Source organism: Flavobacterium suzhouense (assembly GCF_042684765.1).
GTDB lineage: Bacteria > Bacteroidota > Bacteroidia > Flavobacteriales > Flavobacteriaceae > Flavobacterium > Flavobacterium suzhouense.
The window spans coordinates 24,327-48,355 of the sequence record NZ_JBHUMD010000003.1 but is presented as its reverse complement, the minus strand read 5'-3'; the positions used below and the strand labels follow the sequence as shown (position 1 = coordinate 48,355).

Genomic DNA, 24,029 nt, shown 5'->3' with positions numbered 1-24,029 from the left:
AAGACAAGTTTTTTGGTTTTATAAATAAACAAATGATTAGAAATTACCCATTTAACATCATTAAAAATAAATTTCCACTTTGGATAAAGCGAGTATTGCTTTTTCTGACAGGAATGTTTTTGCTGGTCATAATGCTCTATGTAGCGTTGGGTGTATATATAAATAACAATAAAACCGAACTTCAGGCCAGACTTCTTAAGGAGTTGAATGGGGGAATTTCCGGAACACTTAAGGTGAAAAGCATGGATCCTACTTTTTTTACCGGATTTCCTCATGTCTCATTAAAATTAAAACAGGTAATTCTTCGTGACAGTCTTTATGCGGTACATCAAAGGACATTTCTTAAGGCGGGAGAGCTGGATGTAAAGGTTAATCTTATGGCGCTGTTGCGAGGTGCTATAGATATCCGGAAAATGAGTATCCGCAATGCAGCGATTGACTTGTATATTGATGCTTCGGGCTATAGTAATAGTGCTGTGTTTAAGAAGAAAAAGAATGCCGATTCAAAAGATAGATCTGAAGGGAGTTTTCCTGAACTGCGCAGCCTTATTCTTGATAATGTTACCTTAGGTATTGAGGATATCAAAAACGGCAAAAGCTATAGCTTTACCGTACATGAACTTGATGCTGAAATTGATTATACTTTTTCCGGTTGGGAAGCTGAAGCCAATCTCGATGCCCGTGCCCATAGTATGGCATTTAATACAGTGCATGGGAGTTTTATAAAAGAGAAAACCTTAGAAGGTAAGTTTGACCTGATATATGATGAGGATGAGGGTTTTATAACTGCACTTCCTAACACGCTGGAAATAGGAGGTGATACTTTTGTGATAGGGGCTAAAATAAGGGTGGGCAGTGAAAAGGCTGATTTTACTTTTAATATCAGTAATGAAAGTATACTTTGGAGCAGAGCATCTCATTTGCTGTCTCCTAACATATCAAGTAAGCTGGATATGTTTGCAATCGATGAGCCTATTGCTGTAACATGTGATCTTATAGGAGACTTTAATGCTGAGGGAGATCCCTCTATACTTGTAAAAGCAGAAGTAAGAGATAATGTATTGCATACTCCCGGGGGGAATGTAACTGATTGTAATTTCAGCGGTGTATTTACCAATCATCATGTAAGAGGAAAAGGGCTTAGTGATGCCAATTCGGCTATAAAGCTTTATAATTTTAAGGGTTATTACAACGGATTGCCTGTAAATATGAAGAAGACATTCATCCTTAATCTTGAAAAACCTATTGTCGTTGGTGATTTCTCGTCGCAGTTCGAAATGACGAAGCTCAAAGGGGTTGTAGATGAAGATTTACTGGCTTTTGCATCGGGTACTGCAGAAATGAATGTTGATTTTAAGGCCGATATCGTGAATTTTATGATAGCGCGTCCCTACATAAAAGGTAAGATAAATGTGAAAGATGCAGATATTACCTACGTGCCCCGAAAGATGAAATTTAAAGATGTTTCAGTACTGCTCGATTTCACCAGTGAAGATCTTACTATAAGTACCATTTCGCTTACAACAGCAAAAAGCACCATAAATATGGATGGGTATATTAAAAACTTTATGAATTTGTATTATACCGATCCGCAAAAGATAATCCTTCATTGGAATGTGAAAAGCCCCAGCCTGAACGTGGCTGAATTTATGCACTTTTTAGGGAGCAGGGGTAAGGCTAAAGCTGCTATCCGGAAGACCGATAAAGGTAATTTTACGAAAGAGATGAACGAGTTTTTTGAGAAAACAAATGTAGATATTCACCTGAATGTAGATAAATTGTATTACAATAAGTTTTTGGCAACTGCTGTAAAAGCGAATGTGTTTTTAACAGACAACGGTATCTTGCTAAAAGATTCAGGACTCAATCATGCGGGAGGTACATTACAGCTAAGCGGTAGTATGGTGCAACAGGGCAATCGTAATAAATATAAGGTTCAGGCGAATGTGAATAATGTTGATGTGAACAGGTTTTTTCATGCCTTTAATAATTTTGGATTGGAAACGCTTAAGGCAGATAATCTGAGGGGCAGATTTTCTTCTGATGTAAATATAACCGGTAGCGTTACCAATGCCGGAGAACTGGTGCCCAAAACAATATTCGGAACGGTTTCTTTTGGGTTAAAAAATGGTAAGCTGCTTAATTTTGATCCCGTACGGAAAGTAGGCAAGTTTGCCTTTCCGCTGCGCGACATGAATACGATTGAATTCGCAAACCTGAAGGGCAGTTTTGATGTTGCCGGAGAAAAGATAACCGTTAAGCCTATGCAAATTAATTCAAGTGTGCTTAATATGGATGTGCAGGGAGTTTATTCTTTGGGTAAAGGTACTGAGTTGTATGTTGATGTTCCTTTGCGAAATCCTAAAAATGATGAAGGTATTACCGATAAAAAAGAGCTGGCCAAACGACGTAACCGTGGTATTGTAGTGCATCTTAAAGCGGAAGATGGTGATGATGGCAAAGTAGGAATTAAGCTTGTTGGGAAAAATGCCGATGGTAAAAAGTAAATGCCTGCTGGTGGCAGGCATTGTGTGTTTTTATCCGTGTATCGTTTCCGATTTTCCGTAGCTTTGTATTAGTTCGCCTTCAAATTCCAGCCATTCGGCCCAGCGTTTTTCTACGTCAACATCTTCGGCGTATTTTCGGGCGAAGCCCAAAAACGTAGTGTAGTGTGTTGCTTCCGATACCATCAGGTCATAATAGAATTTCGCCAGCTCTTTGTCGGTAATGTTTTGTGAAAGCACTTTAAAGCGCTCACAGCTTCTCGCTTCGATCATGGCTGCAAACAAAAGGCGGTCTATAAAGGATGTGTTTCGGCTGGCATTTTTCTTCATGAATTTTGCAAGCTGATTTACATAGTCGTCACGCTTTTCTCTCCCCAGTGTATAGCCACGTTGTTTGATGATATCAATAACCTGATTAAAATGATCCATTTCTTCCATGGCAATTTCCGCCATTTTTTGAATCAGTTCGATATGTTCAGGGTTATTGGTAATGATGTATAATGCATTAGCTGCCGCTTTCTGTTCGCACCAGGCATGATCAGTAAGGATGTCTTCCAGGTTCGATTCGGCTATATTCGCCCAACGGGGATCGGTCAAAAGTTTAAGTCCAAGCATGATATTGATTTGAAATGCAAAAATAGGAAATTAGATATTTGGATTGTTAGATTATTCGATCCTTCAAAAAATCCAAGAATCAATTCTTCTCATTCAGGTACTTCCAATACCTCCTTGGCACATGCTGAATGTGCAGTTTCATATTCTTTCGGGCAGGGATGTTGGTGCTGTTAAAGTAGTCTTTCCATAATATAGAAGCCAGCTCTTCTTTATCATCAGTCAGTTCAGCGGGGAGTGCTACTTTCCTGGTGTCGATTTCAGATACGAACTCATACGTTATCTCCTGAACCGTGTGCAGGTCGTAAAATAAACCGTATTTGCGTTTAATATCATATATTATCCATTGCTGGTCGGCATAGCGGTTCCTGAAAAAAGAAGCGATGAGGGGCAATACATTAAAATCAGGTTCAACGGGGCAATAATAAATGCCATCGGCAATTTTCTGGAAACGGATAAAAGCCTTCATGCGGTGTTTTTCGCGGTTTACTTTTTTATCCATTTTTGAAACTGCCATCACATAAGGATTGCCAAAGTTGGTTTCGGCACCTTCTGGATTATCAAAGATATAACGGGCAAAATCAAAGAGATCCTGAAACGTCTGGGGGTCTTCAGATAAATATGCTTTGTAAAAGCGCGTGCGCCATTCCGGCGAAAGCTTTTTTTTCAGGCCTTCCCATACGCGTTTGGCTTTGGCTTCATCATTAATTATTTCTAAAGCCTCATCCAGCATTGAGGGTTGGTAATATTTATCCCATACCAACTGAACGGCTTTTTCTTTCCGGTCGTAAGACTCGAAAATTGCGGTAAGAAGCCCTTCAAAAGAGCCGTCGAAGGTGTAGGTGATCATAATTTTTCTTTTTTATTCTTTTCTTTTGCCTTGACGCAAAAGAAACAAAAAGTCAAGCCTCATTATTTGTATTTGAAAATCTACGTCAGGATTTTCCCTCCCGACCCCAGCCGCTCGCACTATCGTGCTCGTCTCGGGGGTCAGTCCCCTTCTCCCAACGCTAAATCCTTCCTTGATTTTTTGCATTACAAATAATAGGGCGTGTGGTGCATTTAGAATTTAAAATACATCATTTAAAATAATGAAAGCTGATTCTGCGCTACTTTCAAATATTTACTGTTGCTGTCTGCAAGTATAATACTCTTTAGATGAGGTGCGTCGGGCTCGTTTAGTATGATTGGGCTGTCGGCACAACGTATAAAATGTTTTGCCCTGTTGTAGGCAATGCCTATTTTCTGTAGTTGGTCGCTGCGCAACTTTCCAAACTTGCGTGCCTGTACAATCTTGTTGGCTGATTGAACACCTATTCCGGGTACCCGCAATATCATGCGATAGTCGGCAGTATTAATGTCTATGGGGAACTGGTCGAGATTGCGCAAAGCCCAACTCAGTTTAGGGTCAATATCGGTATCCAGATGCGGATTGTTACTGTTAAGGAGCTCCTTTACATTAAAACCATAAAAGCGCATCAGCCAGTCGGTCTGGTACAACCTGTTTTCACGCAATAGCGGTGGCTGGCTGCCAATCATTGGCATGCGTTCGTCATAGCTAATCGGGATATATCCGGAATAATATACTCTTTTAAGGGAGAAATTTTTGTAGTACTCATCGGCGCTATACATAATTTCCATATCGGTTTCAGGTGTGGCGCCTATCACCATTTGGGTACTTTGGCCGGCAGGAACAAACTTTGGGGTGCTTTTTATTAACCCTGTTTGTTTCTCGTCTTTAAATTGGGTAATCGTATTTTGTATAAAGCCTAAAGGCTTCTTTACATCTTCGTGTGATTTATCAGGAGCAAGAAGCTTCAGTCCGCTCTCGGTAGGCATCTCAAGATTGATGCTCATACGGTCGGCATACAATCCGGCTTCGGTAAGCAGTTCCTGACTGGCTCCCGGAATGGTTTTTAAATGGATATAACCATTAAAACGTTCTTCGGTGCGTAGTTTTTTTACAATACGAACCAAACGTTCCATGGTAAAGTCAGCATTTTTGAAAATACCGGAACTTAGGAACAATCCCTCGATATAATTTCGGCGGTAAAAACTCATGGTAAGCTCTACCACTTCGTCAACGGTAAAGGCAGCACGTTTTACGTCGTTACTTTTTCGCGAAACGCAAAAAGCACAGTCGTAAATGCAATGATTGGTGAGTAGTATCTTTAGTAATGATACACAACGCCCGTCTTCGGTGTAGGTATGGCATATACCGCTACTGCTGCTGTCGCCAATGCCTTTGTTGTCATTCTTACGGGAGCCACCGCTCGAAGAACAGGACACATCATATTTAGCGGCATCAGCAAGTATGTTGAGCTTTTCTCTAATCCTGTCGTACATATTGGGGGTGTTTTGTACAAAAATAAGCAATAACCGTTCCCTCCTAAATCGCAGAAATGTTAAATGTGAGGGGTGTTGAAAAGTTGTTTCAGAGTCTGATGTCCGATGTTTTTGCGTAATAGCTCCCCTCTCCTTTGGAGAGGGGCTGGGGATGAGGATGAAAAAAGCCCCACTTTCGTGAGGCTTGGTATTAGTTTCTTAAAGCGTGCAGCCTGGCTACATATTTGCCTACTACGTCAAACTCAAGGTTAATGATGGTTCCGGGTTTGATAGCGTTAAAGTTGGTATGCTCAAAAGTATAAGGAATGATAGCAACGCTAAACTCGTTCTCTTTTGAATTTACTACCGTAAGGCTAACACCATTTACAGTTATTGAGCCTTTTTCGATGGTAATATTGTTGGCGGCTTTGTCGTATTCAAACGTAAAGTACCAGCTTCCGTTGGCATTCTCAACCGATTTGCATACTCCTGTCTGGTCTACGTGGCCCTGAACAATGTGCCCGTCAAGGCGGTCGCCTAATTTCATGGCGCGTTCAAGATTTACTATTCCGCCTACAGTCCAACCTTTTAGGTTAGTCTTTTCGAGTGTCTCTTTTATGGCTGTAACAGTATAAGTGTCATTGTTTATGGCAACCACGGTAAGGCATACTCCGTCATGGCTTACGCTTTGGTCTATCTTAAGCTCATGGGTAATAGGAGATGTAATGCTTATGTGAATATTGTCGTTGTCTTTTACTATTTCTTTTATTGTTCCCTGGGTTTCTATAATTCCTGTAAACATGCTGTTTATTTTACTAAATTTGTGGCTTCAAAAGTACAACAAAACAGCATCATGACAAAAAAGGCAGAAAATGTAATTGTAGGTATATCAATAGGAGATCTTAACGGGATAGGGCCAGAGGTAATCCTGAAAACCTTTGAAGATAACCGTATGCTTGAGTTTTGCACACCAATTATTTTTGGCAATGTAAAAGTGCTGTCTTTTATTAAAAAAACATTTGAGCTTACGTGTAACCTGCATGGTATCGATAATCTTGATCAAATGGTGATCGGGAAGATAAACGTATTGAATATCTGGAAAGAGAGCGTAAATATCGATTTTGGTAAAAACGATGAAAATGTCGGTAAATATGCTGTTAAGTCGTTTACAGAAGCAGTTGCCGCTTTAAAAAATAAAAAGATCGATGTGCTGGTAACGGCACCTATCAATAAGTACAATATACAGTCGGAAGATTTTAAGTTTCCGGGCCATACGGATTATCTTGATCAGGAACTGGATGGAGATGCGCTTATGCTGATGGTTCAGGATAAGCTTCGTGTAGGTTTGCTGACAGATCATATTCCGGTAAATGAAGTTTCGGCTCATCTTACAGAAGAGCTTATCCGCAAAAAACTACTAACGGTTAATCATTCACTTAAGCAGGATTTTGCGGTTAATAAACCTAAAATTGCTGTGCTTGGCGTAAATCCGCACAGTGGCGATAATGGTGTTATTGGTAAAGAGGATGATCAGGTAGTAAAGCCGGCGCTTAAAAAACTCTTTGAAGAAGGGGTGCTGGTTTTTGGGCCATTCTCTGCAGATAGCTTTTTTGGTAGTGGGCAATATGAAAAGTATGATGCCGTAGTTGCGTCATACCACGATCAGGGGCTGATTCCTTTTAAAACACTTGCGTTTGGTGGCGGTGTAAATTACACGGCAGGCCTTGAAGCTGTTAGAACATCGCCGGATCACGGTACGGCTTATGATATTGCCGGAAAGGGTATTGCCGATTTTAATTCGTTTAAAGAAGCCTTATATATGGCATTGGATATTTTTCATTCAAGGCAGCAGTATGAGGAAATGACAAAAAATCCTTTAAAAATCAAGGAAAAGCAGTTGTAAACAAAAAAATGTTGATAACCGTTTTGGAATTGCGATAATTTTATATCTTTGCACGCTCAAAACTGTTGTAACGAAATGAGTTGCGGTGTTTTAGACCGTAAATATTGAGTTTAACGAAATAAAAAACCAACTGGAATGAAAGTGAATAAAGAATTTTTGATTCCGTTTGTGGGATTGAAACAGGGAAAGCACCAGTTTGAGTTTGAGATAAATAAAGAGTTCTTTGATGACTTTGGTTTTGATGAGTATAACGACGTCAATGTCAAAGTGAATTTAGTTTTGGAGAAAAAAATCACAATGCTGGAGCTTAGCTTTAAGCATAAAGGAACGGTAAACGTGCCTTGTGATATCACTAATGAGGATTTTGATTTGCCAATAAAAGGTAAGTTAAAGCTTGTGGTGAAGTTTGGAGATGAGTATAACAACGATCACGATGAGATACTAATTCTTCCGCACGGTGAGTATCAGGTAGATGTATCACAGTACATTTATGAGATGATCGTGCTGTCGGTTCCTTCAAAGCGCATACATCCAGGAGTAAAGGACGGTACCGTCGCCGCCGATATATTAGACAAACTGAACGAGCTTGCCCCGAAAGTGGAAGCGAAGAAAGAAGAAACAAAAGAAAATACAGATCCCCGTTGGGACGAATTAAAAAAACTATTAACGGATAAATAATATAGTAAAATGGCACATCCTAAAAGAAAGACCTCGAAAACAAGAAGAGACAAGAGAAGAACGCACTATAAAGCGTCTGTACCTCAAATCGCTACATGTCCTGTGACAGGAGAAGCACATTTATACCACAGAGCTTACTGGCATGAAGGTAAAATGTACTACAGAGGCCAGGTTGTAATAGACAAAGCAGAAGCTGTAGCTTAATTGCAGTAAAAAATAGGGTAAAAACTCTCACGCCGTGAGAGTTTTTTTATTACATGCCAATTTTTTTAATTTAAAGGAGGCTGATTACAAGTCAATTTGCAATTTTTTTGTAATTTCCACCGCTTTTTCAAATTCCTCAACCTGAGTTGAAATAATTGACCTATGAGTAAACTAACAGCCGCCATTACAGCAGTAGGGGGATATGTTCCGGATTTTGTGTTATCAAACAAAGTTTTGGAAACAATGGTAGATACCAACGATGAGTGGATTACTACCCGTACTGGTATTAAAGAAAGGCGCATTCTTAAAGATAAAGATAAAGGAACATCTTTTTTAGCTATCAAAGCTGCCGAAGACCTGATACAAAAATCAGGTGTTAATCCAGCAGAGATTGACATGGTGCTTTTAGCAACCACAACACCGGATATGCCGGTAGCTGCAACAGCAGTTTATGTTGCAACACAAATTGGAGCAGTTAATGCTTTTGCCTACGATCTTCAGGCAGCATGCTCCAGCTTCTTATACGGTATGAGTACCGCTGCAGCCTACGTACAATCAGGCAGATACAAAAAAGTATTGCTTATAGGTGCAGATAAAATGTCTTCAATTATAGATTATACTGACAGAGCAACTTGTATTATCTTTGGTGATGGTGCAGGTGCTGCATTGTTTGAGCCTAACGAAGAAGGCCTTGGTCTTCAGGATGAGGTTTTAAGGAGTGACGGTATTGGTCGTGAATTCCTTAAGATAGAAGCAGGTGGTTCGCTACTTCCTCCGTCGCATGAAACTATCGATAACGGTCAGCACTATGTGCACCAGGATGGTAAGACAGTATTTAAGTATGCTGTTTCTAACATGGCTGATGTGAGCGAAAGAATCATGCAGAGAAATGACCTTGGGCATGATGATGTAAACTGGCTTATAGCGCACCAGGCTAACAGAAGAATTATTGATGCTACTGCTTCAAGAATGAATCTGGATGAGTCTAAAGTGCTTATAAATATCGAAAAATACGGAAATACAACCTCGGCTACACTACCTTTGTTGTTAAATGATTTCGAACACCTTTTTAAAAAGGGAGATAATCTTATCTTTGCTTCCTTTGGAGGAGGCTTTACATGGGGTTCGATTTACCTTAAATGGGCTTACGACAAAAAATAGAAACAAAACAAACTATACAAAATAACGGAAATTATGGACATTAGAGAGATTCAAAACCTAATCAAGTTTGTAGCAAAATCCGGAGCTACAGAAGTTAAGTTGGAGATGGATGATTTTAAAATCACCATAAAAACAACTGAAGCCGGCGCTGCTGAAGCTACAACTTATGTTCAGCACGTACCAATGGCACAGCCAGTACAACAGGCTATTGCTCCTGTGGCTGCTCCTGCTGCTGCACCGCAAGCTCCTGCTGCCGCTGCTCCTGCTGCTGATGATAACTCAAAATATATTACTATCAAATCGCCAATTATTGGTACCCTTTACAGAAAACCTTCACCGGACAAACCTGTGTTTGTTGAAGTAGGAACTACAATCTCTAAAGGTGATGTTGTGTGTGTTATCGAGGCTATGAAACTATTCAACGAAATCGAGTCTGAGGTATCTGGTAAAATCGTTAAGGTTTTAGTTGATGATGCTTCTCCGGTAGAGTTCGATCAGCCATTATTCTTAGTAGATCCGTCTTAATATTATTTTGAATGATGAATTTATAATGTCTTTATCAGGCATTAATGAATTTGTAATTTAAAATTTAACATTTAAAGTAATCAAACAGGATGTTTAAAAAAGTATTAATTGCAAACAGGGGAGAGATTGCACTTCGTGTAATCAGAACCTGCAGGGAGATGGGGATTAAAACCGTTGCGGTTTACTCAACTGCTGATGCGGAAAGCCTTCACGTAAAATTTGCTGATGAAGCAGTTTGTATCGGGCCACCGCCAAGCAACCTGTCTTACCTTAAGATATCTAATATCATAGCTGCTGCAGAAATTACTAATGCAGATGCTATTCACCCGGGTTACGGGTTCCTTTCTGAAAATGCTAAGTTTTCAAAAATATGTGGTGAGCACGGGATCAAATTTATTGGTGCTTCGCCCGACATGATTGATAAAATGGGAGACAAAGCTACGGCTAAAGCTACCATGAAAGCTGCAGGTGTACCTTGTGTACCGGGTTCAGACGGTCTTCTGGAATCGTATGAGCATGCTGAAAAACTTGCAAAAGAATTTGGTTACCCTGTAATGCTTAAAGCTACTGCTGGTGGTGGTGGTAAAGGTATGAGGGCAGTATGGAAACAGGACGAGCTTTTAAAAGCTTGGGAAAGCGCTAAACAGGAAGCAGCAGCTTCGTTTGGTAATGATGGTATGTATATGGAGAAACTTATCGAAGAACCTCGTCACATCGAGATTCAGGTTGTAGGTGATTCATTCGGTAAAGCATGTCACCTTTCTGAAAGAGACTGTTCTGTACAAAGACGTCACCAAAAACTAACTGAAGAAACACCTTCTCCGTTCATGACTGACGAACTTCGTGATGCTATGGGTAAAGCTGCTGTTAAAGCTGCTGAATTCATTAAATACGAAGGTGCAGGTACAGTTGAGTTCCTTGTTGATAAGCACAGGAATTTCTACTTCATGGAGATGAATACACGTATTCAGGTAGAGCACCCAATTACTGAGCAGGTAATTGATTACGATCTTATCCGTGAGCAAATACTTGTTGCAGCAGGTGTGCCTATCTCTGGTAAAAACTACCTTCCGCAACTTCACTCTATCGAGTGTCGTATCAATGCTGAAGACCCGTATAATGATTTCCGTCCGTCTCCGGGCAAGATCACTACCCTTCACATGCCGGGTGGTCACGGTGTAAGACTTGATACTCACGTATACTCAGGTTATACAATTCCGCCAAACTATGATTCAATGATCGCTAAACTGATAACTACTGCCCAAACAAGGGAAGAGGCTATCAACAAAATGAAGCGTGCCCTTGATGAGTTTGTAATTGAAGGCATTAAAACTACGATTCCTTTCCACAGACAATTGATGGATGAGCCGGATTATGTAGCTGGTAATTATACTACAAAATTCATGGAATCTTTTAAAATGAAAGATCCTGCATAAATAAAAAAGAAGCCCTGTTTTATAAGCAGGGCTTTTTTATTTTATATTAGTGCCTGAAAAAAATGGCACAAAACTTGTCATGCCAATAAAAACCTATTTAAAAAATTATAATTATGTTCAAGACTCTTATTTCAGCAGCTAAAGCTATGCTTAGCGTAGTTGCTTTATTACTTGCATTTACATTAAATGCATCTGCACAGGACCGTTCAGCAAATGCGGCCCAAAGAATGACTGACAACATGAAGGCAGAGCTGTCTCTAACGGATGCTCAGTATGCTAAAGTGTTAGACATTAATAAAGATTTCACTGCAAAATCTGCTGAAGCAAGAAAAGCTTCTACTGATAAAGCAGCAGTTGGTAAATCAGTAGTAAGCCTTAATGAAGAAAGAGAAAAGCAGCTTAAAGCAGTACTTACTGAAGAGCAGTACAAAAATTATCTTTTAAAGAAAGATGAGAAAAAGAAAATGGCAAGACAGCGTTTTGACGGACAGGCAAAACCTATGAGAACAGCTCAACCGGTGGAATTGAGAAAAGAATAATAAGAGCCTCGTTTAACGAGGCTTTTTTGCATACTATTCCTTTCGTTTTTCTGTTATATTTGTAACCTCGGCTTTGCCGTTTTTCATTAACCAAATAATAAAACCAATGATTAAAAAACTTACTTCAGCTGTGAGGAATATTTTAACAGCAGCTGCTTTATTGCTTGCGGTAACAACAACAGTAATGGCTCAGGAAAAAGATGTTATTACTGAGGCCGCTAAAACATCGGCAAACCAAATGAAATCGCAACTTACCTTAAATGATAATCAGTATACACAGGTTGTAGAGGTAAATAAGTATTACCTGAAAAGAGTGAAAGACTGTAAAGCTTCGGCCGAATCTACACAGGCAAAAGCAAAAAAGATGCAGGCGATTAATGAAGAAAGAGATACGAAACTTAAATCAGTGCTTACAGTAACTCAGTATAAAAAATATGCTGCTGTAAGGGCAGAGAATGTTAAGAAGCTTAAAGAAGCTGCAAATATTTAAAAAGCATAGCCCCGGTAAGGGGCTTTTTTTATGGATTTTTCCCTTTGCGTGTAGGGTTTTTGCTTTTACAGCTGTTATATATTACCACGACAACCTTTTTACAGCTATGGAAACCATATCGCTACTGCAGAAAAGCAGTAAAACACAACATCAAACTTTCGTTATACCAGCTAAAGTTTCGGGGCAAAGTATTACGGTAGATTTTGACGAAGTGAAATCGCTGAAATTTTCAACCGTTATTAGTCTTAAATCGCTGTTATGGGCGCTGATATTCTTTTTATTTTTTCTTGATCTATGCCTGAGAAGAAATCCGGATAACTGGTTTTTTTCGAGTATGGCCGCTATGGCTGTAGGTTTTGTAGTATTATCATTTATTTTTTTAGACAAGCAATATTATATTTCATTATGCATGACCGATGGTACTAAGTTTAAAATAAAGGTGCCTAAAGATAATAAGGGGTTTGCCGAAACATTTGTGATTGAGGCTAATGATAAGATCACAAAAAAATAAATCCCCGTATATTCGGGGATTTATTTTTTAAAATCGTTCTGAAGAAGCTTTCTTCCAAAAATAAATAAGTTTTTTTGGTACGGTGTCCTCTTTTAGGAGGCAACCGCTATCAAATTCAGGATAGGTTTCCATAAACGTTTCAATTTTGGTCCTGTCTACTCTCATGCTCACTAGGCTTCTGTCTACCTGGTCAGGATGTTTTAATCCTGCCGATGCCATTAGTTCCATAGCGCTTTTCACCGTTTCATGCTGAAAGCGGGCTACACGTATGCTTTTTTCTTCAGGAACAAGGCCTTTCACAAGTTTTGGATCCTGAGTGGCAACTCCTGTTGGGCAAGTGTTTTTATGGCATTCCAGCGCCTGTATGCAGCCCAGAGCAAACATCATCCCGCGAGCTGAATTACAAAGATCGGCACCTGTAGCCAGTGTTTTTATAATGTCAAAACCTGTAACTATTTTTCCGCTGCAGATAATCTTAATTTGCTTACGAATACCAAAGCCTACCAATGCATCATGTACAAAAGCCAAAGCGTCTCGTAAAGGCATACCTACGTGGTCGGTATATTCCTGAGGGGCTGCACCTGTTCCACCTTCTGCCCCATCAACGGTAATAAAATCAAGATAGGTTTTGGTTTCTACCATTGCCTTACATATTGAAAGAAACTCCGATTTGTTACCAATGCATATTTTCATGCCTATGGGTTTTCCTCCCGATCCTTTTCGTAATGTCTGTATAAAATCCATTAGCTCAAGAGGTGTGGTAAATGCGGAGTGATAAGGAGGTGAAACAATATCATGTCCTTTGCTCACAATACGGATAGCGGCAATTTCATCGGTTACTTTTTCCTTTGGAAGAATTCCTCCATGTCCCGGTTTTGCACCTTGTGAGAATTTGATCTCAATCATTTTTACTTTATCCAGAACAGCACGTTTGGCATATTCATCATACGAAAATTTACCTTCTCCATCACGGCAGCTAAAATATCCCGTACCGATGTTCCATACAATATCACCTCCGGGCTCAAGATGGTATGGTGAAAGTCCTCCCTCGCCTGTATTGTGGTAGAAGTCTCCCATTTTTGCACCGGTATTAAGTGCTAGTATGGCATTTTTACTTAGTGAACCATAACTCATGGCACTGATGTTGAAAAGACTTGCTTCATAAGGTTGCGTGCATTGTTCTGATCCAATTTTAATTCTTGGATTGTGGTCTATTTCATTAAGAGGTAAGGCTCTTATACTATGATTTATCCATTGGTAGCCTATTTGGTACATGTCCAGCTGGGTGCCAAAAGGGATAGTGTCAGTTTCTTTTTTGCTTCGTTGGTAGATAAGGCTTCTCTCAATCCGGTTAAAAGGTTTACCTTCCAGATCGGTTTCTATGAAATACTGACGCATTTCCGGGCCGATGGATTCTAAAAGGTATCTAAGCCTCCCTACGAGCGGAAAATTTCTTCTGATCGATTTTTTTGACTGATACATGTCGTATAGTCCCATGATGTAAAGGGGTAGGAATATCAGTAAAAGAAAAATGGATTTCCAGTTAATAAAAGTCAGAAGGGTGATAATGGCTATAGATGTGGTACAGAAAACTACAAATACTTTTCTCATACTTGCATGGATTTGTGCTTTCGGATTTAATCAAAAGCGGTTAGTTTGTTGTTTTATTTGAGTAGTGATTCCAACAAAGATAACGAGTATTTTTGCTGGTTTAACTTTTGAAATCGTATAAATAAGGCTATAAAAAATCCCGAAGTATTGCTTCGGGATCTTTCATCAATAGTATAGCTGGATTATTTGATATCAAGCTTTTTAGCTATCGAAGATGGGATTCCGCCTTTGTGAAGCAGGATGGCTGTAGACTTATATTTTACAAAGTTTTTAGTCATGTACATGTATCCTTTGTAATCGTTAGAAGCGCCCCATGAGTTTTTGATGATGTAGTATTCTTTACCACCCTGATCTTTAGCGATGCCAACAATGTGCATACCATGGTCATCTTGAGTTTGGTAGTTGTCAAATGCTTTCTGGCGAAGCTCAGGAGTAATTTCAAGCTCGTCTTTTGGTCCAAGGAACATGCCTTCTTTTTCTTCAGGAGTCATGTCGGCAACGTTTTTAGCCGGGATGTAAGCAACACCATTTTTCCAGCTAAAGCCTTTTTCGCTAACGTCTCCTGCCCATCCTACTGTATAACCGTTTTTAAGAGCGTTGTCAATAACGTCTGTAAGTTCGTTTAGTTTTACGTTGTATACCTGATCAAGCGACCAGTTGTCCGGTACCATAAGAACAAATTTAGAATAGTATGGGTGGTCTGAGAATGAAGATAATTCAACATAGTCATCCGGATTGATTCCGATAACTTCTTTTGCGAATGTTTGCGGAGTATATTTTTTACCTTTCCATTCAAAGTTTTGAGGAACTTCACCAAGATAAGAGTCGATAACGCTTGTGTAAGCTTTAATCCAGTTTGGAGAAAGCTCACCGTTAGGGTTTTTAACTACAGCTTCAAGAACACCCTGGCCCATGGCCTGCATCTCAGCAAATTTGTTTGTAGTGGTTCCGTAGTTTAATCCTGTATAAAGGCTTTGCGGAAGTGCTCCGTACTGACGGTACATGTTGATTACGTCGTGAAGTGCACCACCATCACCAAGAGTGATAGCACCATGCATACGAACGTAGTTCTTCCCTTTTTCAATATACGCATTACGAGCTGTATATATCTGAGATATTTCGATAGGCTGTTTACCCATGCGGATCATTTCTGACTCAAGGAATGAGTTAGCAGAATAACTCCAGCAGGTTCCTGAAGAACCCTGACTTTTTACAGGGGTATTCTCTATATTGATAACATCTGTAAATTTAAAGGCAGCGGCACTGTTAGCGCTCTGGTTGTTTTTTAATGAATTTACAAGGTAGTCCTGTGCTTGTATTGTTTGTAGTCCTGCAAATAGCAATGCAGTAGCAACAAGCGGTTTAACTGAAAAATTGTACATTATTCAAGCAGTTTTTGTTAGGGTTTTTATTATTCGCGCTAAAATACGGAAAATTTATAAAAAAGGTCTTTTTTTTGAAGTTTCTATAAAGTTTCCTTTAGCCATTTAAAGAACTCACGTTGCCAAACCAGCGCATTCTGTGGTTTTAGCACCCAGTGGTTTTCTTCCGGGAAAAGCATAAAACGACTCTTGATGCCTCTTAGTTGTGCTGCCTGAAAAGCCTCCTGTCCTTGTCCTATCGGTACACGGAAATCAATGCCCCCCTGAATTACAAGGATCGGTGTATTCCATTTGTCAACATTGTTGATAGGGTTAAATTGGTTATATGTTTTTTGTGCAGCTGCATTGTTTTTCTCCCAGTACGGTCCGCCACTATCCCAGTTAGTAAAAAATACTTCTTCGGTAGTGCCATACATGCTCTGAAGGTTAAATACACCACAGTGCGATATAAATGTCTTGAATCGGTTGTTGTGGATGCCGGCAAGATAGAATACCGAATATCCACCATAGCTTGCGCCTACGGCTCCAAGTCTCGCTTTGTCTACATAAGGTTCTTTAGCAACATCATCGATAGCTGAAAGGTAATCATCCATAACCTGACCGCCCCAATCTTTACTAATCTGCTCGTTCCATTCCACACCATGCCCCGGCATACCGCGACGGTTAGGTGCTACAACAATGTACCCCTGTGCTGCCATAACCTGGAAGTTCCAGCGGAACGAGTAGAATTGTGTCAGTGCACTTTGAGGCCCTCCCTGGCAATATAAAAGGGTAGGGTATTTCTTTTTAGCATCAAAGTTTGGTGGAAGTACTACCCATACCAGCATCTTTTTGCCGTCGGTGGTAGTAACATAACGCTTTTCGGTTTTGCTAAGGGCAATTCCGGCGTATGCCGCTTCGTTTACTTTAGACAGTTGCGCCCATTTTTTCTTTTTAAGGTCGTAGCTAAATATTTCATTAGCGTGATTCATATCGGCGCGCTCAACAATTATTTTATCACCGCTAAAACCAGTAATGCTGTTGATGTCAAAAACGCCATCGGTAAGTTGTCTTACGGTAATAGCAATTTTTGTCATTCCCGGAAAGTTTACCTCAAACAGCTGTTTTGTACCATCGGTAGCAGCAAGGAAATATATCTTTTTTCCATCCGGACTCCAAGTAAAGCTGTCTACCGTACCATCCCAGTTTGCGGTAAGATTCATGTCAATGCCTTTAAAGCGAACAATGATGTCGTTTTTATCAGCCTCATACCCATCGCGTTTCATTTGTAACCATGTAAGGTCGCCTTGCGGAGAGTAAGCAGGTGCAGTATCATATCCCGGGTTGCCTGGGGTAAGGTTTAAAGTTTTTTTAGTTTCAATATTATATTCATACAAGTCAGTGTTGGTACTTGTAGCATATTCTGTACCCGCTTTTTTCTTGCATACATAAACAATGCTTTTGCCGTCAGGAGACCATGTATAATCTTCTTCGCCACCATGAGGTTTTTGCGGAGAATCGTATGGTTCATTTGGCATAATATCTACAAAAGACGTTTTGTCTTTATCGCCGGGCTTGGTGTAGCCAACATGGTTGTGAGTGCCGTCATTCCATGTGTCCCAGTGGCGGTAATCAAGTCCGTTATATACCTGGGCATTGCTTTTATCCAGTTCAGGGTAAAGGTCTTTTCCAAGAACTTTTTCAACTTTTACTTCTTTAGAGGTAAGCGTCCATTTTCCGTCTGCAGAAAGGTATTTGTCGTTCAATAGTGCAGCATAATCGGTTACTTCGGTCGCAGTACCTCCGATTACAGGAATACTGTAGAATTTTGAAGCCGATTTGTTCTCTTCCATATTGGGAGTTGAAACTTTGTATACTATGCTTTTTCCGTCTTTGGTAATACCCAGTGCGCTCACACGTCCCAGTTTCCAAAGCATTTCCGGAGTCATGACCTGTTGTGCCGAAGCGGTTAATCCCATGATGCTTACTGTTAGTAGAAGTAGTTTTTTCATTGAAAACATTTTTAATAGGGGCTAAAAGTACTCATTTTCTTTGATTATTTTATTTAATGAAAGATGGGTATTTTTTAGGAAGCTTCTGCGATAAGTTTAGTTATTGGTGTTAAATGTTTGTGAAAAATATAAAAGAATGTCCTAAAAATAATAAGGAAAGTCTTTTTTGAAAAAATATGAGTATTTTCACGCACTTAAAACGAATATTTAGTGAAAAGCAACTCTAAACTATTTATAGCTATCCTGGCCGGACTTTTTTTTGGTGTGGCACTGGGCTTGGTTGTATATTATCAATATCCGAAAGAAACAGCAGCCGATTTTGCGAAGAATGTTAAGCTGTTAGGTACTATATTCATCCGTTTGGTACAGATGATTATTGCGCCATTGGTGTTGTCTACCCTTGTGGTGGGTGTTGCCAAGATGGGCGATATGAAGATGGTAGGCCGTGTAGGGGGTAAAGCCATGGCGTGGTTTATTTCCGCTTCTCTTATGTCGCTTTTGCTCGGTATGGTATTGGTAAACTGGCTAAGGCCAGGTGAAAATACTGCTGTAACAATGGCCGATGTTAAGCCTGCTGATGATTTAGTTAGCAATGTACACGCTTTCTCACTAGAGCAGTTTGTTACTCATGTAGTCCCTAAAAGTATTTTTGAGGCCATGGCAACTAATGAGATATTACAGATTGTTATTTTCTCAATATTATTCGGGATTGCTTTGGCATCAATGGGTAAAGTTGCAGAGCCAATTATAAAGTTATTTGACATCATTGCACATGCAATACTAAAAATGGTAAGTTACGTTATGTGGGTAGCTCCATTGGGAGTATTTGGTGCTGTATCGGCAGCGGTAGCAGTTTATGGTGGCGGAATATGGAAATTGTATGCTAACTATCTTGTGGCATTTGCCTTTGGTATACTTTGCCTTTGGGTAATACTGTTGGGTGTAGGATACCTTATATTAGGCAACAGGCTATGGCCTCTTCTTAAAAGACTGGCCGGTCCGTTGCTGGTTGCATTCTCTACTACGAGCAGTGAAGCAGTATTCCCGAAACTTACAGAAGAGCTGGAACGTTTTGGGTGTGACCCTAAGATTGTTTCGTTTACCCTGCCGCTTGGTTATTCTTTTAACCTTGACGGAAGTATGATGTACATGACTTTTGCAAGTTTGTTTATTGCGCAGATCTATGGTATAGATATGCCTCTCGAAAAACAAATACTAATGTTGCTGGTGCTAATGCTTACCAGTAAAGGTATTGCCGGTGTGCCCAGGGCTTCTCTGATAGTAGTAGTAGCTACTTGTGCGATGTTTGGCATTCCTCCCGAAGGTATCGCGCTTATATTGCCTATTGACCATTTTTGCGATATGGGCCGCAGCATGACAAATGTATTGGGCAATGCCCTTGCAACCACGGCAGTAGACAAGTGGGAAGCTAAAAAAGATTAAAGATTATTCATTACCAAAAGACACGAATTATTATGGACAGTTTCCACTGGACACAGCTACTGAACCCTGAGTTTTATATCAACCTGCAAATAGCAGGGGTACCCGTTGGTATCTATGTTGTATTGTTTATTGTTTTTGCCGAAACCGGCCTTTTTGCCGGATTCTTCCTGCCCGGAGACAGTCTTTTGTTTCTTGCAGGTATTTACAGCGGTGAGCTTATGGCTACGCTTTTTTCTATAGAAGGAGATTTTCTTAATGTATTGTTGTTGTCAGTGCTTGTTGCCTGTGCCGGAATCGTAGGAAATACCTTTGGATACTGGTTTGGTGCTAAAAGCGGAACTTACCTTTATCAAAAAGAAGATTCATTTTGGTTCAAGAAAAAATACCTGGTACAATCGCATGAATTTTTTGAAAAACATGGTGGACGTGCTATTATCTTCGCGCGTTTTCTGCCTGTTATCCGTACGTTTGCCCCTATTATCGCGGGTGTTGTTAAGATGGATAAAAAGAAATTCATGTTTTACAACATCATCAGTTCTTTCCTTTGGGCTGTAACGTTGATATTTGCAGGTCACTATCTGTATGGTTTCTGCCGTGACCAGTTTGGTATCGATCTTAAATCGTACATAGAATACATTATTCTTATCATTGTTGCTGTAACTACAGTGCCACTTTTAATCAATGCACTTAAAGGTAAAAAGATTACCGAAGAAGAAGCAAAGGCAGAAGCGACTGATGATGACGATTCTAACATAATACCGCCGGCATAATGTTTAGCTACTGGGAAATCAAGAACTGGTTTACCGATGTAGATTATACCATCGTTGGCAGCGGTATAGTGGGGCTTCATGCCGCACTGCGACTGCGCGAACGTTTCCCTGATGCTAAAATACTTATTATAGAGCGTGGGCCGCTTCCTCAGGGAGCGAGTACCAAAAATGCCGGTTTTGCCTGTTTTGGGAGTCTTTCCGAAATCAATGACGATTTAAAAATACACACAGAGGAAGAAGTACTGGCGCTCATCCAAAAGCGTTGGGCAGGACTTCAGTTGTTACGTAAAAGACTCGGTGATGCGGTTATCGATTTTAAGCCATTTGGCGGATATGAGCTTTTTCTGAAGGACGATACCGCAGGTTATGAAGAATGTCTGCGCCGTATGCCTTTTGTAAACGAAGTACTGAAGCCACTCTTTAAAACCGATGTGTTTGCCAGAGAGGTAGACCGTTTCGATTTTAAAGGCATACATGAATACTTAATCTTCAATCCGTTTGAAGGGCAGATCGATACCGGTAACATGATGCAGGCGTTGCTGAGAGAAGCGGTAGCTAATAATATCCTTATCCTGAACAGCCAGACCGTAACGTCATACCATGAAAAAGCTGATGGGATAGAAGTAGCCCTTGGCGATTTTAGTTTCTTTACTAAAAAGCTACTTTTTGCTACAAACGGTTTTGCCGAAAAGCTAACCAACGGTATGGTAAAACCTGCCCGTACACAGGTACTTATTACCAAGCCTATACCGAACCTTGACATAAAAGGGACTTTCCATATTGACCGTGGGTATTACTACTTTCGTAATATCAACGACAGGATATTGTTTGGAGGGGCACGAAACCTCGACTTTGAAGGTGAGACCACTACTGAATTCGGTAATACTGAACTTATCCAAAACCAACTCGAAAAAGTATTGCGTGAGGTGATCCTTCCCAATACCGACTTTACCATTGCCCACCGCTGGAGCGGAATCATGGGTATGGGTAATCATAAAAAGCCTATTATCGAGCAGTTATCACAGCATACTTATTGCGGCGTTCGCCTTGGTGGTATGGGTGTGGCTATAGGTAGTATGGTGGGTGCTGAGCTAGGGGATTTGGTTTAAAATAATTTATGAATTATATTTGTTTTATGGAAATAGATAAAATTATAGAATTAATAGCATCTCTCTTGGGAGCTATTGCTATTTTAAAAAATGATTTGCTGCCGTCATCATTTTTAAAAAAATCTATTTAGTTCCGACATATTACCCGATGCTAATTTTAATTCACTTCTTAATTGTTTGATAATTAAAGCTTTGTGTCGCTTAGTTGGTGTCAAATTTTTCCCGACTTCTATTCATTTTTCTTTTCTTTGTTTTTTATTTGCTTATTAATCAATAGTTTGTGTTATTGGTTCGAATCTAAAAATCTAAATAATAAATTCTTATATTTTGTTATTCTTTGATTTTGAGATTTTTAATAAAGAGTTCGAATCCTAAAGGGGTCTGGTTCGAATCTTAAATCATAAATTATGTGATTTTTAAAAAGCTTTGTGAAGTGATATAAAAAGTATTTTTTAGCTTTTCTCAATCCTGTAAACCACTCCTTCATCACCATGAAAATCCATAGGCTTCCAATAGGTCATTCCAATCTTTTCTAAAACTTTTACAGAGGCGGTATTGGCTTTCATAGCACGGCCAATGATGGTTTTCATTCCCAAATCGTTTAAGCCATAATCCAGACAGGCCTGTGCGGCTTCAGTGGCATAACCCTGATTCCAGTATTTCCGGAAGAACCTAAAGCCTATATCATATTCATCGGTTTCGGGAGTATATTTTAGTCCGCACCAGCCTAAGAACTCGTTATCTTCTTTCCGGATTACAGCCCAGCGTCCAAAACCATATTTCTCATAATGATCATAACCTTCAAGAAATTTTCTGGCAGCTTCAATATCTGCAAAGGCACCATCGCCCGTATAGCGGATAACTTCGGGGTCGGCATTGAGCAGATAGAAGTTTTCGGCGTCTGCCTGAGTGAGTTGGCGAAAGTTGAGGCGTTGGGTGGCGATAATCATATCCAAATTTACTCTTTTTTCAATTTGTTAATTAATATCACCATTTAGGTTTTCAAACTAATTCGTAATTTCGCTTCCTGTTAACCAATTGTTCTATGTTCAAAAAAATAGCCCGTTTTATTTTTAAGGTACTTTTATGGTTTGTTGCCCTTTCGGTCATTTCGGTTGTTATCTTCCGTTTTGTTCCGGTACCATTCACGCCATTGATGATTACCCGTGCTTTTGAAATGAAAGAAAACGGCAGGGAAATGACTTCAAGCCACGACTGGGTGCCTATTGAGGAGATTTCCAAAAACATGCAAAGGGCGGTTATTGCCAGCGAAGACGACCTGTTTTTAGAACATAATGGCTTTAACTTCGATGCCATGTATAAGGCATACAAAAGCAATAGTAAAGGTAAAAAGCTTAAAGGGGGTAGTACCATCTCACAGCAAACGGCTAAAAACGTTTTCTTATGGCAGGGCAGAAGCTATCTTCGAAAAGGGCTTGAAGCTTATTTTACCATGCTTATCGAACTCCTTTGGAGCAAAGAACGCATTATGGAGGTGTACCTTAACAGTATTGAAATGGGCGATGGTGTTTATGGCGTTCAGGCTGCTGCTAAACATTGGTACCATAAAGACGCTAAAGACCTTACTAAATATGAGGCTGCTGGTATAGCGGCCATTCTTCCTAATCCAAGAAAATTCAGGGCTACACGTTCATCGGCTTATACCGAAAGGCGTAAAGGAAGAATTGTGAAATTAATGCGTTACGTTAAGCTTGATTACGAAAAGTGAGACAAAGCTTAACCATATTCATTGCCTTATTGTGCTTTGCCTCGTCATGGGGACAAAAGCCGGCAGAAATTGGCCTTATTACCGATAACGACCTCTATACTTCACCTATAAACGATCAGTACTATACTGCGGGAATGGAATTCTTTTACCGCTATCTTAGTGACACAGCAAACGATAAGCTGGCTAAAAAGATCTACGATTTCAGGGTAGGACAATATATTTACAATCCACAATCGGTACGTGCCGAAGATATCAATGTAAACGACAGGCCATTTGCGGGCTATCTTTTCGGAGAATTCGGTATTAACTATTACTATACAAACGAAAGCATACTCAAACTGAATGTTCAGGGTGGGGTAGTAGGCCCGGAGTCGGGAGCCGAAGAAGTGCAGCGCGGCCTCCATACAATAGTAGGTTATCCTACAGTTCGCGGATGGCAGCACCAGATAACCACAACCATTGGCGCACAGTTGGGGGCTTATTATTCTCATAAGGTTTTAAAAAACCGCTTTCACGAAAAAGTCGATTTTCATCTCTTAGGTGAACTGAACCTTGGTACTATATGGAATAGTGCCAGTGTAGGCGGAATGATGCGTATAAGCCTTAAAAACAATCTGCATGCCATGTATGATTCGAGCCTGCACAATGCAGTATTGAATAAAAACAAAGAATCATACAAACAGCACCGTGAATTGTTCCTGTACCTGAATCCCAATTTGCAATATATGCAGTATGATGCCACGATTGAAGGCAGCCATTTTAACGATACCAGCCCCGTAACTTTTCCGCTGATACCTTTCCGCTTTAATGCCGAAGTGGGTGTAAAATACCGCTACAACAACTGGAATTATTCCTATTCTTTTAATTACCGTGGTAAAGAGCTTTCCAATAATGTAATTACCGGTTTTTATTACGGATCGATACAGGTTTCGTATTTTCTATGAGAAAGTCTTTGTGTTTTTAACCACCCAGAACACAACGAAGCACTAAGGACACAAAGCTTTGTGTCCCGATAGCTATCGGGATTGTTTAAAAATCTTTGTGAGCTTTGTGGTTAAATTAGAGAAAAACAAAAAAATCTATTACCACATTGCTGCAATAATAGA

General features: G+C 39.9%; 23 protein-coding genes. 15 read left to right on the top strand and 8 right to left on the bottom strand.

The features are described 5' to 3' along the window. The first annotated feature begins 32 nt into the window (after positions 1–32). Positions 33–2,507: an AsmA-like C-terminal region-containing protein gene (locus ACFSR3_RS01080; protein ID WP_379819333.1), complete on the top strand. Its 2,475-nt coding sequence runs from the start codon at positions 33–35 to the stop codon at positions 2,505–2,507. A 30-nt stretch (positions 2,508–2,537) separates the two neighbouring features. Here ACFSR3_RS01080 and miaE read toward each other — a convergent pair whose 3' ends face one another. From miaE to ACFSR3_RS01060, 4 genes are all read right to left on the bottom strand, one after another. Then, positions 2,538–3,119 (bottom strand): tRNA-(ms[2]io[6]A)-hydroxylase, encoded by a 582-nt coding sequence (gene miaE / locus ACFSR3_RS01075; protein WP_379819332.1) that lies wholly within the window; start codon positions 3,117–3,119, stop codon positions 2,538–2,540. 79 nt (positions 3,120–3,198) lie between these two features. Next, positions 3,199–3,966, bottom strand: a complete 768-nt coding sequence (locus ACFSR3_RS01070) for a TIGR03915 family putative DNA repair protein (protein ID WP_379819330.1) — start codon at positions 3,964–3,966, stop codon at positions 3,199–3,201. Between the two features lie 233 nt (positions 3,967–4,199). After that, complete coding sequence (locus tag ACFSR3_RS01065) at positions 4,200–5,462, bottom strand: putative DNA modification/repair radical SAM protein (protein WP_379819329.1); 1,263 nt, start codon at positions 5,460–5,462, stop codon at positions 4,200–4,202. Between the two features lie 190 nt (positions 5,463–5,652). Beyond that, entirely contained in the window at positions 5,653–6,243 is a 591-nt protein-coding gene (locus ACFSR3_RS01060) for a riboflavin synthase (protein ID WP_379819328.1), read from the bottom strand. Between the two features lie 51 nt (positions 6,244–6,294). Here ACFSR3_RS01060 and pdxA point away from each other — a divergent pair, with 51 nt between their 5' ends. The 9 genes from pdxA (at position 6,295) to ACFSR3_RS01015 (ending at position 12,888) form a co-directional block, all read left to right on the top strand. After that, positions 6,295–7,344, top strand: coding sequence for a 4-hydroxythreonine-4-phosphate dehydrogenase PdxA (gene pdxA / locus ACFSR3_RS01055; protein ID WP_379819327.1), 1,050 nt, complete (start codon positions 6,295–6,297; stop codon positions 7,342–7,344). Positions 7,345–7,479: 135 nt separating this feature from the next. Continuing rightward, positions 7,480–8,022 carry a YceD family protein gene (locus tag ACFSR3_RS01050; protein ID WP_114759364.1) on the top strand — a complete coding sequence of 181 codons (543 nt, stop codon included), beginning with the start codon at positions 7,480–7,482 and terminating at the stop codon, positions 8,020–8,022. Positions 8,023–8,031: 9 nt separating this feature from the next. Then, positions 8,032–8,226, top strand: a complete 195-nt coding sequence (gene rpmF, locus ACFSR3_RS01045; RefSeq protein ID WP_026993360.1) for a 50S ribosomal protein L32 — start codon at positions 8,032–8,034, stop codon at positions 8,224–8,226. Between the two features lie 162 nt (positions 8,227–8,388). Then, the gene (locus tag ACFSR3_RS01040; RefSeq protein ID WP_379819326.1) at positions 8,389–9,387 is read left to right on the top strand and encodes a beta-ketoacyl-ACP synthase III; all 999 of its coding nucleotides are present in this window, start codon (positions 8,389–8,391) and stop codon (positions 9,385–9,387) included. 33 nt (positions 9,388–9,420) lie between these two features. After that, the gene (accB, locus tag ACFSR3_RS01035; RefSeq protein ID WP_114759366.1) at positions 9,421–9,912 is read left to right on the top strand and encodes an acetyl-CoA carboxylase biotin carboxyl carrier protein; all 492 of its coding nucleotides are present in this window, start codon (positions 9,421–9,423) and stop codon (positions 9,910–9,912) included. Between the two features lie 89 nt (positions 9,913–10,001). Beyond that, positions 10,002–11,348, top strand: a complete 1,347-nt coding sequence (gene accC / locus ACFSR3_RS01030) for an acetyl-CoA carboxylase biotin carboxylase subunit (RefSeq protein ID WP_114759367.1) — start codon at positions 10,002–10,004, stop codon at positions 11,346–11,348. A 113-nt stretch (positions 11,349–11,461) separates the two neighbouring features. Further along, positions 11,462–11,887: a hypothetical protein gene (locus tag ACFSR3_RS01025; RefSeq protein WP_379819325.1), complete on the top strand. Its 426-nt coding sequence runs from the start codon at positions 11,462–11,464 to the stop codon at positions 11,885–11,887. 106 nt (positions 11,888–11,993) lie between these two features. Beyond that, the gene (locus tag ACFSR3_RS01020) at positions 11,994–12,377 is read left to right on the top strand and encodes a hypothetical protein (RefSeq protein ID WP_379819324.1); all 384 of its coding nucleotides are present in this window, start codon (positions 11,994–11,996) and stop codon (positions 12,375–12,377) included. A 106-nt stretch (positions 12,378–12,483) separates the two neighbouring features. After that, a complete protein-coding gene (locus ACFSR3_RS01015) occupies positions 12,484–12,888 on the top strand; it encodes a hypothetical protein (protein ID WP_379819323.1) in 405 nt (134 codons plus the stop codon). A gap of 27 nt (positions 12,889–12,915) precedes the next feature. On the opposite strand, the gene ACFSR3_RS01010 is transcribed toward ACFSR3_RS01015, so the two are convergent. From ACFSR3_RS01010 to ACFSR3_RS01000, 3 genes are all read right to left on the bottom strand, one after another. Then, on the bottom strand, positions 12,916–14,499 hold the full coding sequence (locus ACFSR3_RS01010; RefSeq protein ID WP_379819322.1) for an FMN-binding glutamate synthase family protein: 1,584 nt from the start codon (positions 14,497–14,499) through the stop codon (positions 12,916–12,918). 182 nt (positions 14,500–14,681) lie between these two features. Continuing rightward, a complete protein-coding gene (locus ACFSR3_RS01005) occupies positions 14,682–15,881 on the bottom strand; it encodes a C1 family peptidase (RefSeq protein ID WP_379819321.1) in 1,200 nt (399 codons plus the stop codon). Between the two features lie 83 nt (positions 15,882–15,964). Continuing rightward, on the bottom strand, positions 15,965–17,872 hold the full coding sequence (locus tag ACFSR3_RS01000) for a S9 family peptidase (protein WP_379819320.1): 1,908 nt from the start codon (positions 17,870–17,872) through the stop codon (positions 15,965–15,967). A 210-nt stretch (positions 17,873–18,082) separates the two neighbouring features. On the opposite strand from ACFSR3_RS01000, the gene ACFSR3_RS00995 reads away from it, so the two are divergent. The 3 genes from ACFSR3_RS00995 to ACFSR3_RS00985 are packed head-to-tail and all read left to right on the top strand — an operon-like array spanning position 18,083 to position 21,194. Beyond that, positions 18,083–19,315, top strand: a complete 1,233-nt coding sequence (locus tag ACFSR3_RS00995) for a dicarboxylate/amino acid:cation symporter (RefSeq protein WP_379819319.1) — start codon at positions 18,083–18,085, stop codon at positions 19,313–19,315. 32 nt (positions 19,316–19,347) lie between these two features. Next, positions 19,348–20,085 carry a DedA family protein gene (locus ACFSR3_RS00990; protein WP_379819318.1) on the top strand — a complete coding sequence of 246 codons (738 nt, stop codon included), beginning with the start codon at positions 19,348–19,350 and terminating at the stop codon, positions 20,083–20,085. Next, on the top strand, positions 20,082–21,194 hold the full coding sequence (locus ACFSR3_RS00985; protein WP_379819525.1) for an NAD(P)/FAD-dependent oxidoreductase: 1,113 nt from the start codon (positions 20,082–20,084) through the stop codon (positions 21,192–21,194). The genes ACFSR3_RS00990 and ACFSR3_RS00985 overlap by 4 nt, the downstream gene beginning before the upstream one ends. A 452-nt stretch (positions 21,195–21,646) precedes the next feature. Here ACFSR3_RS00985 and ACFSR3_RS00980 read toward each other — a convergent pair whose 3' ends face one another. After that, on the bottom strand, positions 21,647–22,150 hold the full coding sequence (locus tag ACFSR3_RS00980) for a GNAT family N-acetyltransferase (protein ID WP_379819317.1): 504 nt from the start codon (positions 22,148–22,150) through the stop codon (positions 21,647–21,649). Between the two features lie 89 nt (positions 22,151–22,239). Between ACFSR3_RS00980 and mtgA the strand changes: the two genes are divergently transcribed. Both mtgA and ACFSR3_RS00970 read left to right on the top strand, forming a co-directional pair. Beyond that, positions 22,240–22,923 carry a monofunctional biosynthetic peptidoglycan transglycosylase gene (gene mtgA, locus ACFSR3_RS00975; protein WP_379819316.1) on the top strand — a complete coding sequence of 228 codons (684 nt, stop codon included), beginning with the start codon at positions 22,240–22,242 and terminating at the stop codon, positions 22,921–22,923. After that, positions 22,920–23,867, top strand: coding sequence for a lipid A deacylase LpxR family protein (locus tag ACFSR3_RS00970; protein WP_379819315.1), 948 nt, complete (start codon positions 22,920–22,922; stop codon positions 23,865–23,867). The genes mtgA and ACFSR3_RS00970 overlap by 4 nt, the downstream gene beginning before the upstream one ends. Positions 23,868–24,029: the final 162 nt, after the last annotated feature.

What these genes read in the sequence shown, in the direction of transcription:
- ACFSR3_RS01080 (WP_379819333.1), top strand. Translation starts at nt 33, where the DNA reads ATGATTAGAAATTACCCATTTAACATCATTAAAAATAAATTTCCACTT.
- miaE (WP_379819332.1), bottom strand. Translation starts at nt 3,119, where the DNA reads ATGCTTGGACTTAAACTTTTGACCGATCCCCGTTGGGCGAATATAGCC.
- ACFSR3_RS01070 (WP_379819330.1), bottom strand. Translation starts at nt 3,966, where the DNA reads ATGATCACCTACACCTTCGACGGCTCTTTTGAAGGGCTTCTTACCGCA.
- ACFSR3_RS01065 (WP_379819329.1), bottom strand. Translation starts at nt 5,462, where the DNA reads ATGTACGACAGGATTAGAGAAAAGCTCAACATACTTGCTGATGCCGCT.
- ACFSR3_RS01060 (WP_379819328.1), bottom strand. Translation starts at nt 6,243, where the DNA reads ATGTTTACAGGAATTATAGAAACCCAGGGAACAATAAAAGAAATAGTA.
- pdxA (WP_379819327.1), top strand. Translation starts at nt 6,295, where the DNA reads ATGACAAAAAAGGCAGAAAATGTAATTGTAGGTATATCAATAGGAGAT.
- ACFSR3_RS01050 (WP_114759364.1), top strand. Translation starts at nt 7,480, where the DNA reads ATGAAAGTGAATAAAGAATTTTTGATTCCGTTTGTGGGATTGAAACAG.
- rpmF (WP_026993360.1), top strand. Translation starts at nt 8,032, where the DNA reads ATGGCACATCCTAAAAGAAAGACCTCGAAAACAAGAAGAGACAAGAGA.
- ACFSR3_RS01040 (WP_379819326.1), top strand. Translation starts at nt 8,389, where the DNA reads ATGAGTAAACTAACAGCCGCCATTACAGCAGTAGGGGGATATGTTCCG.
- accB (WP_114759366.1), top strand. Translation starts at nt 9,421, where the DNA reads ATGGACATTAGAGAGATTCAAAACCTAATCAAGTTTGTAGCAAAATCC.
- accC (WP_114759367.1), top strand. Translation starts at nt 10,002, where the DNA reads ATGTTTAAAAAAGTATTAATTGCAAACAGGGGAGAGATTGCACTTCGT.
- ACFSR3_RS01025 (WP_379819325.1), top strand. Translation starts at nt 11,462, where the DNA reads ATGTTCAAGACTCTTATTTCAGCAGCTAAAGCTATGCTTAGCGTAGTT.
- ACFSR3_RS01020 (WP_379819324.1), top strand. Translation starts at nt 11,994, where the DNA reads ATGATTAAAAAACTTACTTCAGCTGTGAGGAATATTTTAACAGCAGCT.
- ACFSR3_RS01015 (WP_379819323.1), top strand. Translation starts at nt 12,484, where the DNA reads ATGGAAACCATATCGCTACTGCAGAAAAGCAGTAAAACACAACATCAA.
- ACFSR3_RS01010 (WP_379819322.1), bottom strand. Translation starts at nt 14,499, where the DNA reads ATGAGAAAAGTATTTGTAGTTTTCTGTACCACATCTATAGCCATTATC.
- ACFSR3_RS01005 (WP_379819321.1), bottom strand. Translation starts at nt 15,881, where the DNA reads ATGTACAATTTTTCAGTTAAACCGCTTGTTGCTACTGCATTGCTATTT.
- ACFSR3_RS01000 (WP_379819320.1), bottom strand. Translation starts at nt 17,872, where the DNA reads ATGAAAAAACTACTTCTACTAACAGTAAGCATCATGGGATTAACCGCT.
- ACFSR3_RS00990 (WP_379819318.1), top strand. Translation starts at nt 19,348, where the DNA reads ATGGACAGTTTCCACTGGACACAGCTACTGAACCCTGAGTTTTATATC.
- mtgA (WP_379819316.1), top strand. Translation starts at nt 22,240, where the DNA reads ATGTTCAAAAAAATAGCCCGTTTTATTTTTAAGGTACTTTTATGGTTT.